The 13,529-nt window shown below is 62.2% G+C and carries 12 protein-coding genes; 3 read left to right on the forward strand and 9 right to left on the reverse strand.

From position 1 onward, the window contains the following. Nucleotides 1-10 precede the first annotated feature (10 nt). Nucleotides 11-1,213, reverse strand: a complete 1,203-nt coding sequence (locus C0058_RS12245) for an ABC transporter substrate-binding protein (RefSeq protein ID WP_102368685.1) — start codon at nucleotides 1,211-1,213, stop codon at nucleotides 11-13. Nucleotides 1,214-1,309: 96 nt separating this feature from the next. Beyond that, nucleotides 1,310-2,080, reverse strand: a complete 771-nt coding sequence (locus C0058_RS12250; RefSeq protein ID WP_102368686.1) for a FadR/GntR family transcriptional regulator — start codon at nucleotides 2,078-2,080, stop codon at nucleotides 1,310-1,312. A 713-nt stretch (nucleotides 2,081-2,793) separates the two neighbouring features. On the opposite strand from C0058_RS12250, the gene C0058_RS12265 reads away from it, so the two are divergent. Beyond that, nucleotides 2,794-3,696 carry a LysR family transcriptional regulator gene (locus C0058_RS12265; RefSeq protein ID WP_003208975.1) on the forward strand — a complete coding sequence of 301 codons (903 nt, stop codon included), beginning with the start codon at nucleotides 2,794-2,796 and terminating at the stop codon, nucleotides 3,694-3,696. A gap of 9 nt (nucleotides 3,697-3,705) precedes the next feature. Here the strand turns inward: C0058_RS12265 and C0058_RS12270 are convergent, their stop codons facing one another. From C0058_RS12270 to C0058_RS12300, 7 genes are all read right to left on the reverse strand, one after another. Further along, a complete protein-coding gene (locus tag C0058_RS12270; RefSeq protein ID WP_102368688.1) occupies nucleotides 3,706-5,052 on the reverse strand; it encodes an OprD family outer membrane porin in 1,347 nt (448 codons plus the stop codon). A 101-nt stretch (nucleotides 5,053-5,153) separates the two neighbouring features. Beyond that, entirely contained in the window at nucleotides 5,154-6,506 is a 1,353-nt protein-coding gene (locus tag C0058_RS12275; protein ID WP_008436037.1) for a citrate-proton symporter, read from the reverse strand. A 95-nt stretch (nucleotides 6,507-6,601) separates the two neighbouring features. Continuing rightward, nucleotides 6,602-7,990: an amidase gene (locus C0058_RS12280; RefSeq protein WP_102368689.1), complete on the reverse strand. Its 1,389-nt coding sequence runs from the start codon at nucleotides 7,988-7,990 to the stop codon at nucleotides 6,602-6,604. Nucleotides 7,991-8,171: 181 nt separating this feature from the next. Continuing rightward, nucleotides 8,172-8,999, reverse strand: coding sequence for a hypothetical protein (locus C0058_RS12285; RefSeq protein ID WP_087694888.1), 828 nt, complete (start codon nucleotides 8,997-8,999; stop codon nucleotides 8,172-8,174). Nucleotides 9,000-9,002: 3 nt separating this feature from the next. Next, the gene (locus C0058_RS12290) at nucleotides 9,003-9,191 is read right to left on the reverse strand and encodes a hypothetical protein (protein WP_003208968.1); all 189 of its coding nucleotides are present in this window, start codon (nucleotides 9,189-9,191) and stop codon (nucleotides 9,003-9,005) included. Between the two features lie 122 nt (nucleotides 9,192-9,313). Continuing rightward, nucleotides 9,314-9,892, reverse strand: a complete 579-nt coding sequence (locus C0058_RS12295; protein WP_023658720.1) for a helix-turn-helix domain-containing protein — start codon at nucleotides 9,890-9,892, stop codon at nucleotides 9,314-9,316. After that, nucleotides 9,880-11,835, reverse strand: a complete 1,956-nt coding sequence (locus tag C0058_RS12300) for an FAD-dependent oxidoreductase (protein ID WP_102368690.1) — start codon at nucleotides 11,833-11,835, stop codon at nucleotides 9,880-9,882. The genes C0058_RS12295 and C0058_RS12300 overlap by 13 nt, the downstream gene beginning before the upstream one ends. A gap of 131 nt (nucleotides 11,836-11,966) precedes the next feature. Here C0058_RS12300 and C0058_RS12305 point away from each other — a divergent pair, with 131 nt between their 5' ends. Together C0058_RS12305 and C0058_RS12310 are read left to right on the forward strand one after the other, a co-directional pair. Further along, nucleotides 11,967-12,725 (forward strand): class II aldolase/adducin family protein, encoded by a 759-nt coding sequence (locus tag C0058_RS12305; protein WP_087694886.1) that lies wholly within the window; start codon nucleotides 11,967-11,969, stop codon nucleotides 12,723-12,725. Between the two features lie 41 nt (nucleotides 12,726-12,766). Further along, the gene (locus C0058_RS12310; protein WP_003208961.1) at nucleotides 12,767-13,405 is read left to right on the forward strand and encodes a TetR family transcriptional regulator C-terminal domain-containing protein; all 639 of its coding nucleotides are present in this window, start codon (nucleotides 12,767-12,769) and stop codon (nucleotides 13,403-13,405) included. Nucleotides 13,406-13,529: the final 124 nt, after the last annotated feature.

The raw sequence follows: 13,529 nt of genomic DNA on the forward strand, positions 1-13,529 counted from the left end.
TTTCAGCGGATTAGCCGAGCACGCAGCCCGTGGCTTCCACCGGCGGGAACGACTGGCCGGAGCTGAGCACCTTGGCCAGATCGTCCTTGTCGGCCATGTCGCCTGCGGCCTTGCCCACCAGCAGGTAGTAGTCCTTGATCACCTGATGGTCGCCGGCGCGGATCGACTCCTTGCCGGTGGGGCCTTCGTAGCTCAGGCCCTGCATGGCCTTGGCCACGGTCGGCCCGTCGAAACTGCCGGTGGAGATGATGGTTTCGAGCATGACCTTGGTGCTGATGTAGTCGGCGGCCAGCGGGTAGGTGGGGTTGATGCCGTATTTGGCCTTGGTGAGTTTCACCAGGTCACGGTTGAGCGGGGTGTCGACCTGATGCCAGTACTGAGCGCCGAGGTACACACCTTCCAGTACGTCACTGCCCAGCTCCTGGAACTGGTCGAGGCCGGCGGACCACACCAGCAGCACTTTCATGCGCTCCTTGATACCGAAGTTCACCGCCTGGCGCAGGGTGTTGGACGACTGGCTGCCGAAGTTCAGCAGTACCAGCACATCGGGTTTGGCGGCGATGGCATTGGTCAGGTAGCCGGAGAACTCCTGCTCCTGCAGCGAGTGGTAGCTGTTGCCGGCGTGTTCCAGGCCATGCTCGGCCAGCACCGATTTGGCGCCTTCGAGCAGGGCTTCGCCGAACACGTATTGCGGGGTGATGGTGTACCAGCGCTTGGCTTCGGGCAGCAGCTTGATCAGCGGCACGAGGGTCTCGCGGATTGCGCCGTAGGTCGGCACCGACCAGCGGAACGTGGCGCTGTTGCAGTCCTTGCCGGTGACTTCATCGGCGCCCACCGGGGTCATGAACACGCCACCGGCCTTGCTCACTTCCTTGGCCACCGCGAGTGCCGAAGACGACAGGGTACAGCCCTGGAAAAAGCGTGCGCCGTCCTGCTGGATCGCTTCCTGGACTTTACGCACGGCCTTGCCGGCGTTGCCTTCGGTGTCGATCACTTTGTAGACCAGCGGGCGGCCGAGCAACTCGGGATGCTGTTCCACCGCGAGGCGTGAACCCATGTCGGCAAATTTGCCATAACTGGCAAAGGCGCCAGACATGGACTTGAGGCCGTAAAAGGTAAAAGGCTCGGCGGCGAATGCAGAACGCACGCTCAGCGGGAGGCTGAGGGCGGCGGCTGCGGTGAGACTGGCTTTCAACAACGTACGACGCTGCATGGGGTGACTCCCTGGATTAGTTATTGGCAGGAGTGGCAATGGCGATACGGTGGAGCACGGCCTGTGGGCAGGCCTTTTATTGGTGGAGGGTGCGGCTTAGTGGTTGTGGTCGAACTCCAGCAGAAAGTGCGGGCTGACTTCACCTTCAAGGGCGGTCATGTGGTGTTCGGCGTCGCACATGTGTTCGTGCATCAGGCTGCGTACGGTGGCTTCGTCTTCGGCCCGGAAGGCGATCAGCAGTTGTTTGTGGTAGTCGAGGTTGGCGGCGTCGAATTGCTTGCGCTTGGGTTTGTAGGCTTTTTTCAGCACGACCAGGTCACGCAGCAGGTCGTTGAGGAATTGCGCCATGAAGCTCAGCAGCGGGTTGGGGCAGGCCTTGGCCAGCAGGTTGTGGAATTCCAGTTCGGCGATGCGTTGTTCGCGTTGGCCGGCTTCGCTGTCTTCGGGGGCGCTGCAGAAATCGACGTTGTCCTGAAGGGCGCGGTAGTCGTCTTCGCTCAGGCGGCCCAGGACCGAGACGGCGAGTTCGACTTCGATGACTTTGCGCAGCTGGTAGACCTGCTCGCCGTCCAGGTGCTGGAAGTGCAGGTAGTTGCGCAGGGCGCGGCTGGCGGGTTCGGTGCCGGCCTGGTTGAGATAGGCGCCGCCGCTGGGGCCGGTGCGGGTGTTGACCAGGCCTTCGACTTCCAGCGCCTTGAGGGCTTCGCGGGCGGAGCCTTTGGAGCACAGGAAGCTTTCCATCAGTTCGCGTTCGGTGGGCAAGCGGTCGCCGGGCTTCAGGGCGTCGGTGACGATGGAGCGTTTGACCGACTCGACGATCACGTCGGAGAGCTTCTGGCGTTTGCGGCGCAGCGGGCGGCTTAGCATGGTGTTTGATTGATCCTATTAATGCGGATTAATAGTACTTAATAGGGGTTTGGGGTGGGGCGTCAACGGAGGGGGTCGCTTTTGGTTTGGATGGGTCGTAAATGGTGGGGGTGTGCATATCCGTTGCTGCGGTAACGGCCGTCTATGGTTCCGCTCTTACAGTGGCTCACTTTTGAACAGCGCAAAAGTAAGCAAAACGCTCTTGCCCCACCACTCGGCTCCTCGCCTAGGCTCGGAGTGCCCTCACTCCGGCTTTGGACCGTGGGCCGCCGTCATGGGCCATCCTTGGCCCAGGACGGCTAACCCGGCGTCCTGCCGGGTTACCCACGCTCCAAAGCCTGCGTTCGGCCAGCGTGGTTTAACGGGGCGCCCAAGATCAAGATCAAAAGCAGATCAAGAGCACAGCGGCCTACCGGCCGGCTTGAGTGTTTAAAAGCCAAATCAAAAGCTAAAGCGGGCACGGTCAAATGTGGGAGCTGGCTTGCCTGCGATGGCATCAACTGGGTGTACCTGATGCACCGAGTTGTCTGCATCGCAGGCAAGCCACCCACAGAAAAGCAGATCTGCTTTTGATCTTGATCTGAGCGAACGCGGGTAGTGCAGAGCGGGTAAACCGGCAGGACGCCGTGACCGAAGAAACGGATATGTACACCCGCATGGCGCAGTAATTGCGTACCCCCCAACCCCAACCCCCAAAAAAAGGAGCACCCGCCATGCAACTACGCGCCTTGCGATATTTCCACGAGGTCGCCCGCTGCGCCTCCCTGCGTAAGGCCGCCGAACGTCTTTACGTCACCCCCACCGCCGTCAGCCGCCAGATCGAACACCTGGAACACTTCTTCGGCGCCGCCCTGATTGAGCGCGGCCCCCGCGGCATCCGCCTCACCGCCGAGGGCGAATGCCTGGCCGAACAAGTCACCTCAACCCTGCGCGGCCTCGACCAGGTACGCGAAGTCATCGCCAGCCGCCAAAGCCAGGTGGCCGGTAACATCAGCATCCATGTGTCAGAAAGTATCGTTTCCACCGTGCTCGCCCCGGTGCTCGCCACCTTCTACCGCGCCCACCCCAAGGTCACCTTCAACATCGTGATCGCCAGCGCCTCGGCCACCCTCGACGCCCTGTGCAGCGGCGAGGCGGACCTGGGCCTGGCGTTCTACCTGCAAGAGCGCGCCGACGTCGAAGTCACCGCCCACTGCCAGTTATGGCACCGGGTGCTGGTCAGCGCCGAACACCCCTTCGCCCAGCGCGACAGCATCGAATTGAGCGAACTGCAAGGCCAGCCCCTGGCGATTCCCGACTCGGCCTACGGCGTGCGCCAGGCCCTGGAAGTGGCGGCAAAAAAACGCGGCGTCACCCTCGAACCGGTGTTCACCACCAGCTCCCTGGAAGTGCAGAAGAGCCTGGCCCGGCAACGGGCAGCGGTGCTGATTTTGCCCCAGGTCGAGGCAGACGTGCGGGACCTGGGCGACGGCCTGGTCGCCGTGCCGATCGCCGATGAAGACCTCGGCCGCATCCGCATCGACCTCTGCGTGTACCGCAACCGCCCCCGCTCGGTGGCGGTGCTCAAGTGCCAGGAAATGCTGGCGGGGGCGATGCAGCGTTGTTCGCTGAACTGAGCCTGAGCCTCAGAAGATGTTGATCGGCACATTGGCGACGAGGCGGAACTCATCGTAGCTGCCGTCAATCTGCCCGCCGCTGGCGCGATGGTTGTAAACGATGGTGCGCAGTACGGTGTTCTTGAGTGTTCCGGACTGAATCACATAGGCCAGCATCAAGCCGTTTTCGTTGTGCTTGGCGCCATCCAGGCTGCGCACGTTGTAGCCGGTGTTGTGGCCGTTGCGGTCGCCATCGTAATGGGTGCCGTCGATGTCCCAACCCTTGGCGTGCCACAGGCTGGCGGTGAGGCCGGGCACACCGTAGGCGGCGAAGTCCAGGTCGTAGCGCAACTGCCAGGACTTTTCGTTGGGGCCGTTGTAGTCCGAGTACAGCGAGTTGGCCATGTAGTTGCCGGTGGACTCCCACACGTAGTCGAAGTATTCGTTGCCGAATACCTGCTGCCAGGCCAGGGTCAGGCTGTGGGCCAGGTGCGTGGCGGTGAAGGCCAGGCTGGCGGCGTTATTGTCGATGTAGCCGAGGTTTTTGTCGCCCGAGTCGCTGGTGTGGTAGTAGTTGAAGGCGGTCTTCAAGGCGATGTCGCTTTTGTCACCGATGCGGTGGGTCAGGCCGACGTAGGTCTGGTCCCACATGTCTTCGAAACGCGACGCGTAGACGCTGGCTTCCAGCCCGTAACCCGGTTTTACCGTGGCTCCCAGGTAGCTGATGCGTGCGCCGCTGTAGGCGCGGTTGCCGAAGGTAGTGGTGAGCTTTTCGGCGCCGGTGCCGGTGCGTGGAATCGCCCGCTCGAAGCTGCCGCCCTGCACCGACAGCCAGTCGAATTCGTTGCTGAACAAGCCCACGCCCTGGAAGCTGGAGGGCAGGGCGCGGTTGTCCTTGTAACGCAGGATCGGATTGTCGGTCATCAGCCGGCCAGCCTTGATCTCGGTGCTCGACAGGCGAAAACGCACGTCGCCCACCCCCAGGCGGCTCCAAGTGGGAATCGCATCGCCGTCGCCGTCCACCAGCACCCGGTCGCCGCCATTGGCCACCTTGCCGTGGCCTCGTTCCAGGTTGACCGCGCTGAAGATCCCCGCGTCCACACCCACGCCAATCAGGCCCTGGGTGTAGCCGGAGCTGTACTTGAGCATGCTGGTCTGCACCCAGGTTTCCCGTACACGCGTGGGCTCGACGCCGCCGGCTTTCTTGATGCTCAAGTGGGTGGTGCGTTGGGTGTGCTGGTTGGAATAGTAGTGACGCAGGTTCAGGTCCAGGGTGCTGCCTTCGAGGAAGCCCGGTGCGCTGGCCTGGGCGTTTTCCTGGGCGAAAGCCTGGGTGCTGGACGCCAGGGTGACGGCCAGCAAAAGACGTGGATACATGGTAAATCCCCATACAAATCAGACGTAAGGCGACCGTCCCGGCAGGCCTTCAGGTGCTGCTGGTCGGTGGCGAAAAGACGCGGGACAGTGGGAAAAGGTATTCAGCGAACCGAAGCTTCTGTGAGCCGGGTTTCGCGGGCCGGGCTGCCGGGCAGCGGCGGACGGGTTTCCTTGGCGAACCAGGCGGCGGTGAGGCACACCAGGTTGGCGATCAGCAGGTACCAGACCGGTGACATCGGATCGCCGGTGGTGCCGATCAGCCAGGTGATGATGATCTGCGCGGTGCCGCCAAACGCCGCCACACCGAAGGCGTAGACGATGGAGAAACCGGTGGAGCGCACGGATTTCGGGAAGCTTTCCACCAGCAACACGATCAGCGCCGCGCCACTCATGCCGTGCAGGCCCGAGAGTACCGCCAGGGTCAGCAGGAAGGTCGCCGGGCTTGGGTGCTCGGTCATCAGTTGCAGGGCCGGGAACAAAATCAACAGCAACACCACCCGCGGTGTCATCAGGATCGTACGGCGCCCGAAGCGGTCGCAGAGCATGCCGCCGGCCACCGCGCACACGGCCATCGCTGCGCCGGCCACCAGGGTCGAGAGCATCGAGATGCTGGTGGGCAGCTTCAGTTCGGTGAGGGCGAAGGTGGTCATGTAGTTGAGGAAGTACTGGGTGATGGTGCTGCCGGAAAGGATCAGCAACCCCAGCACCAGTGCGCGCCGGTGCTTGCCGCAGACTTCCCGTACCAGGTCGCCGGTGCTGGTCTGCTCGCCGTGGCCGTGGAAGGTTTCGGCGAGGTTGCGGCGGATGTAGATGCCGATCGGCAACACCAGCAGGCCGAACACGAACGGCACGCGCCAGCCCCAGCTGTTGAGGTCTTCCGGGGACATGACCTTGGTCAGGGTGAACCCTACCAGCCCGGCCACCATGGCTGCGACGCCCTGGGCGACTACTTGCCAGCAGGCGTAGGTCCCGCGTTTGTGGGGTGGCGCCGCTTCGAGGATGTAGGTGGTGGCGGGGCCGGCTTCACCGCCCCAGGCCAGGCCCTGGATCATGCGGGTGAGCACCAGCAGGATCGGCGCCGCGATACCGATGGTCTCGTAACCGGGCAATATCGCGATGCTGCCGGTGCCCACGGCCATCATTACCAGGGTCAACAGCATCGCCGGTTTGCGCCCGACGCGGTCGGCGTAGGCGCCGATCAGTACTGCGCCCAGGGGCCGGACGATAAAGCCGATACCGAACGCCGTGACCGACAGCATCAGGCTGACGAAGGCGCTGTCGGACGGGAAGAACGTGTGGCCGATCATCACCGCAAAGGTTGCGTACACACCAAAGTCGAAAAACTCCACGGCGTTGCCCAGGACCACGGCGAAGATGCTCTTTTTGCCGGCGTCCGGGGACGGTGTTTCGGGTGCGTGATCAGGATCGGATCGTGTCAATTGCTCAGTGTGCATACCAGCCCCTCGATTTTAGTTATAGGTCGTCCGAGCTCCAGGCCAAGAGGGCCCGGAGCTGGCGTGTGGGTGGGCAGTTCTTACAGCGTCAAAAGTCAGGAAGGATTCGGCCAGTGGTGGATTGCGCCACGCCAGCTCTCGTAGGTTTTAGCGATTTGCAGCAGCCATTGATCGGCAAAACGCGGGGCGATCATCTGCAGGCCGATGGGCATGCCATCGGCGGCGAAACCGCAGTTGATCGACAACGCCGGTTGCTCGCCCATGTTCCACGGCACCGTGAACACGATGTGTTCGAACGGCAGTTGCGGGTTGTTGCTCGGTGATGGCCACTCGGCCGGGAACGCATTGACCTGGTTGGTGGGGGACAGCACCAGGTCGAGTTCGGTGAACACCTGCGCGGCGCGGCGGCGCATTTCAAAGGTCTGGTTGAAACCCTTTACGGCTTGTACGCCGCTGATCTCGGCGCCCGGCGCGGCCCAGTCGCGGATGTACGGCAAGACCTTGTCGAACTGCTCGCTGCTCAGGGCCGACAAATCGCCCCACTGGCGGGCGCGCCAGAAATGGTCGAGGCCATCGAGTTGTGCGCGGTCCATGATTGGCGGGATCAGCGTGACCTTGGCGCCGTGGGCTTCGAACAGCCGCGCGGCTTGCTCCACGGCTTCACAGACGAAGCCTTCAGGCTGCATGCCTGCGCCGGGTTCAAGCATCAGGCCGACGCGCAGGCCCTTGACCGAGAGCGGCTGGTTACTCCACTGGGTGGTGAGCGGCGGCAGGCTGGTGGCATCGCGGGCATCGGGGCGGGCCAGGTGTTGCATCAACAGCACGCAATCATCGACGGTGCGGGTCATGGGTCCGGCGGCGCGGCCGGTGTAGTACGGGTCGATGGGAATGCGGCCCAGGGTCGGCTTGAATCCCACCAGGCCGCACCAGGCGGCGGGCAGGCGCACCGAGCCACCGATGTCGGTGCCCACGTGCAGCGGGCCGTAACCGGCGGCGGCCGCTGCGGCGGCACCGGAGCTGGAACCGCCGGTGTTGTTGGCGGTGTTCCACGGGTTGCGGGTGATGCCGTGGAAGCTCGACAGGCCGGAAGACAGCATGCCGAAGTCCGGGTTGGTGGTCTTGGCCAGGATTATCGCGCCCGCTTCACGCATGCGGGCTGCGGGCGGTGCGTCCCTGAGGGCCGGGGTCAGGCGGGTGGCCGCGCTGCCGAGGGGAATGGGCACGCCTTCGGTGGCGATCAATTCCTTGAGAGTCACCGGTACGCCATCAAGGGCGCCGTTGGGTTGGCCCTTGTTCCAGCGCTCGGTGGAGGCCTGGGCCTGCTGGCGCACCTGTTGCGGGTCGAAGGCATAGAGCGCGTTGATCTGCGGCTCCCAGCGGTCGATGTGGGCCAGGAGCTGGTCGTAGTAGTCGATGGGCGCGAGTTGCCGGCTGGCAAATTGCGCCAACAGTTCGGCGGCCGTAAAGGTATGCAGGTCAGTCATCGAACGCTTCCTTGTGATGGGCCGGCTGGCTCATGGCGGGTTGCAGTAGGAACGACTATATAAACCCCGGTGTGAAGCGGCCATCACAATCGGTGCAGTTCAGTGTTGCGTTTTTGTGTGCACTGAAACCGGCGGGTAGATGTGGGAATGGCTGGAAGGTTTACTGTTTGGCGGGAGGACCTCAGGCGCAGGCACCTGGCGTCTTTTTCCTGCGTGCCGACTCACGACGATAGCTCCGGATAGGCTGGGGTTTTGCCCGTATGCGGGATTGGAAAGACATCCATGTCGCAGGGTCAAAGCGGGTGGCTGATACCACCGCTTCCTGGAGCAGCATGATGGAAATAGCGTCTGACGCATCCGGGTATTCAGTATCGAGGATGATTTCCAAGGTGTCCTTGTCGCGATAGCCGCTGCAGGTTGGAATCAGACTGAAGGCGTGATCTATACCTTCGGACTCATTCGGCTCGCAGATGGATGAAACAACGCCCACATAAACATTCCGATCGTTCAGCGTGAACATGCATTGAGAGCCGCGCGCAATGGATTCCCTGAGCAGGGTCCTGAGGGGGCGCCCCGTTAGAAGCTCGAGCATCAATTGCTGGTTCAGTTCCTCCTCTGAAGCAAGTTGCAGTCTTCGTCGACGCCAACGCACAAATAATCGCGCCCAGCAGTAGGGAATGATCATGGCTGTCAGGCCGACCTGGAGCAAAAATACCCAGAGGCCATGATTTCTCTCGGTGGCAATATCCAGCTCTATCAGCAGCTTGCCCAGATAAGCACTGTAATCAATGGGGATTGTCTGGCCAGCCAGTTGCAGCGGCTGTTTGGACAGGCAAAGAATCAAAGTGGTCAGTACGAACGACAGTACGAGGCAGGTCCAGCCTAATCTTGCGACCTGTAGATAGAGTAACTGGCCCTCAAAGCGGTGCAGGCGGCAGTAATGGCCGGGGTGTTTCAAACACACCAAATAGCCACTCACCAGTAACGGCAGTATCAGTAGTAGCCCCATGGGTTATTTGAATATCAGTTCACGTATCTTGCGCTTGTGCTCCTTGAACTCGGGTGAGTTGGCGATTTCCGCCGGGTCGACAGAAATACCCCACTCACCCACTATCCTCATGGTTTTGTACCGCTTGATAGCCCTGATATTTTCCAGATCTTCCTCAGTGGGTTTCTTGAACCACGCAAACGACTCAAACATGACCGGCACCCTCATAAAAAAGTAGTCGGTTTTATAGCAAGAGCCGTTTTTACCGACTACTGATGGCCCCCATCCAGAACTCCCCGCGTATCGTAGGAAACGTCCTTAGTTGCCCCAACGGTCTAAAACGTCGGCGGCGTAATCACCCAAATCACCACCGCATCCACCTTTCCGGGGTTGCCATAGCGATGGGGCTCACTGCTGGGGAAGCTGAAACTGTCGCCTTCAGCCAGCTGAAAATGCCGCTCGCCCACCCATAACTCAAACGTTCCGCTCAACACATAACCCGCCTCTTCACCCTCATGGCTATAGCTCTGCTGGCTATAGGTGCCCGGTGGAAAGCGCGAGTGCAGCATCTCCAATTGATGATTGGGCAGGGGCGTCAGCAACTGGTCGACGATCCCGTCCTCATAGTGAATGCTCTGGCGATTGTTCCTGCGCACCACAAAACCTTCATCCTCCGCTGCCGGCGTGGTCTCACTGGCAAAAAACCACTGGATCGTCACCCCCAGGCTGCGGGCGATGTTGAACAAGGCCGGGATCGACGGGTAGGCGAGGTTGCGTTCCAGTTGGCTGATATAGCCGGCCGTCAATTCGCTCATCTGCGCCAATTCGGTAAGCGTCATGCCCCGGGCCTTGCGCAAGCCGCGGATGCGGGTGCCGAGAAACAGCTGTGGCGGTTGGTCGTTCAAATGTCCCACGCTACTTTCAATCCTTCATAAATCGCCTCTTCGGCGGTACGCGGCGCCAGGCAATCGCCGATCCGTGTGAACGCCATCAGGCCTTCCAGTTCTGCGCCCAGAGTGTCCACCGGCTGGTGGCCCTGGCACAACACCAGGGTGTCGATATTTTCCAGCAGCATCGGCTCGCCGCTGGCGGTGTGTTGCAGGTAGACGGTAGTGTCGTCGCAGCCGTACAAACGGGCGTAAGGGATGATCGGAATGCCCAGCCGATGCAGTTCGCCGGCCAGTTGGTCACGCACGTACAACGGCAGGTTTTCCCCGCAATGGGTGCCGTTCACCGCCAGTTGCACCTGATGGCCGGCACGGGTGAGGCGCTCGGCAATGCCCGGGCCGATCCAGTCGCAACGCCAGTCCACCACGACCACCGAACGGCCCAGTTGCACCTCATCGCGCAGCACTTGCCAGGCATCCACCACCTGTAGCTCGCCGCCGCGTTCGAAGGCCGGCCAGTAGGGCTCGGCGCCGGTGGCGATGATCACCCTGTCAGGTTGTTCGCGTTCCACCAATGCGCGGTCGACGCGGGTGTTGCGCACCACGCGGACCCCGGCCAGTTCCATCTCGCGCTGCAGGTTGGTACTGGCGCCGCCGAACTCGCTGCGTCGGGGCAGTAACTGCGCCAGAAGCACCTGGCCGCCCAATTGGGCACTGGCTTCATACAAGGTCACCTCATGTCCGCGCTGCGCCGCCACCGCTGCCGCTTTCATCCCTGCCGGGCCGCCACCGGCGACCATGATCCGCTGGCGTCGCAGTGCCGGTTGCAGTTGGCCAAACTGCAATTCGCGGCCGGTCTCGGGATGCTGGATGCAGGAGATCGGCAGGCCTTTGTGGAAGTGGCCGATGCACGCCTGATTGCAGGCGATGCACGCCCGTACATCCTCGGCATGGCCGCTTGAGGTCTTGGCCGGCATGCGCGGGTCGCAGATCAGTGCGCGGGTCATGCCGCACACATCGGCCTGGCCGCGTTGCAGCATCAATTCGGCCTCCTGGGGCTGGTTGATGCGCCCGGTGACGAACAGCGGAATCGACAGGTGCGTCTTGAACGTCGCCGCTTCTGCCGCCAGGTACGCCGGGGCAATCGCCATGGGCGGCACGATATGGATCGCGCCGCCGAGGGAGGCCGAGGTGCCGGCGACGATGTGCACGTAATCCAGGTGTGATTGCAGCTGTTGCACGGCGGCCAGGGAATCCTCTTCGGTCAGGCCTTCGGGGTCGCGTTCATCGGCAGAAATGCGCAGGCCGATGATGAAGTGCTCGTCGGTTTCGGCACGCACCGTGGCGATGATTTCCCGCAGGAAACGCAGGCGTTGTTCCAGCTCGCCGTTGTAGCCGTCGGTGCGGCGATTCACCCGCGGGTTGAGAAATTGCGCGGGCAGGTAACCATGGCTGGCGACCACTTCCACACCGTCAATCCCGGCCTGATACAGGCGCCTTGCCGCAGCGCCGTAGCCGGCGACGATCTCGTCGATCATTGTCTGGTCAAGGGCGCGCGGCATCACCCGGAAGCGTTCGTTGGGCACCCCGGAAGCCGAGTAAGCCACCGCCAGCAAACCGTCTGCCGACTCCATGATTTCCCGCCCCGGATGGAAAATCTGCGACAGCACCACGGTGCCGTGGGCGTGGCAGGTTTCGGCCAGTCGGCGATAGCCGTCGATGCAGCTGTCATCGGTGGCCATCAGCACATGGGAGGTGTAGCGGGCGCTGTCGTGCACCCCGGCCACTTGCAACACAATCAACCCCACGCCGCCTTCGGCGCGTGCCCGGTGGTAGGCGATCAACTGCTTGTTGACCTGGTTGTCGGTGGGCATCGAGGTGTCGTGCCCGCTGGACATGATGCGATTTTTCAGGCGTTTGCCGCGCAGTACCAGCGGTTCAAAAAGATGCGGAAAGGCATGGGGCGACATGGTGCGGATACTCCAGGCGCTGTTGTTATTATTTTTCTATAGGAGGTCAGCCTCAGTAAAAAATCAACTTGTTTTTTTACTGGCGACTGGATTAGCGTCAGCCACATCACCCACCCGCCTGGAGAATAAAAATGCCTGGGGCCACCGAACGACAGCTGCGCGAAGAGCTTGCCGCCTGCTACCGGCTGATCGCGCACTTTCGCATGAGCGATTTGATTTTCACCCATATCTCGGTGCGTATCCCGGGGCCCGAGCATCACTTTTTGATCAACCCCTATGGGCTGATGTTCGAGGAGATCACCGCCTCCAGCCTGGTGAAGATCGGCCTGGACGGACGTGCGGTCGAGGCTTCGGCCCATGGCGTCAACCCGGCGGGGTTTGTGATTCACAGCGCGATTCACGGCGCCCGCGAAGATGCGCAGTGCGTGCTGCACACCCACACCCGCGCCGGCTGTGCGGTGGCGGCCCTGGAATGCGGGCTGTTGCCGGTGAACCAGATTTCCATGGAGTTCTACGGCAAGGTCGCCTACCACGACTACGAAGGCGTGGCGCTGGACATGGACGAGCAACAGCGACTGGTGCACGACCTCGGCGACAAGCCGGTGTTGATGCTGCGCAACCATGGTTTGTTGACGGTAGGGGAGACGGTCAGCCAGGCGTTCCTGCGCATGTATTACCTGGAGAAGGCCTGCGATATCCAGATCGCCGCCCAGGCGTGCGGCAAGCTGATCCTGCCGCCTGCGCACGTGTGTGAATACACCGAGCGGCAGTTCAATGAGCCAGGCCGGCCACTGGAAGAGGGCGAACTGGCAGACCCGGACGCCATGCAACTGGCATGGGCGGCATTGCTGCGGTTACTGGATCGGGTGTCGCCGGGGTTCCGGGAGTGAGGTAGAGTCGTCCAGCCGACTCAACCCAAGGACACCGCCTCATGACCCAGGAATCCCGTTTCTCCCGCATGGAACCGGAGTTGCGCAAGGCCAATCTGGTGCAGGCGACGTTGGCCTGCCTCAAGCGCGACGGCTTCCAGGGCGCGTCGATCCGCAAGATCAGCGCCGAGGCCGGGGTGTCGGTGGGGCTGATCAGTCATCACTACTCGGGCAAGGATGAGCTGGTGGCCGAGGCCTATCGGTCAATCACCCGGCAGGTCATGGACCTGCTGCGGGATGCGATGGCCAAGGCGCCGCCCAGTCCGCGGGAGCGGCTGTCGGCGTTCTTCCGCGGCTCGTTCTCCCCCGAATTGCTCGACCCGCAACTGCTGGATGCCTGGCTGGTGTTCTGGGGGGCGGTCAAGACGGCCCCGGCGATCAACCAGGCCCACGAACACTCCTATGGCGAGTACCGCACCATCATGCGTTCGGCCTTGGTGGACATGGCCGGGGAGGAGGGCTGGAAGCAGTTCGATGCCGATTTGGCGGCCATCGCCTTGAGCGCCTTGCTCGACGGCTTGTGGCTGGAATCGGGGCTCAATCCCGGCACCTTCACCCCGGAGCAGGGCATCCAGATCTGCGAAGCCTGGGTCGATGGCTTGCAGTCGGGCGGGCGCAAGCGCTTCCAGATCAAACCCTGAACTGACGATTCCGCGCCGCCTGGACGCAATGTCCGGGCCGGCATTTTCCCCTCGAAAAATATTTGCAGTTACCCGATTGCCTCCTTACTGAACACTCGTTTAGTATCGCCCCATGTCGCACCCC

This window comes from Pseudomonas sp. NC02 (assembly GCF_002874965.1).
GTDB lineage: Bacteria > Pseudomonadota > Gammaproteobacteria > Pseudomonadales > Pseudomonadaceae > Aquipseudomonas.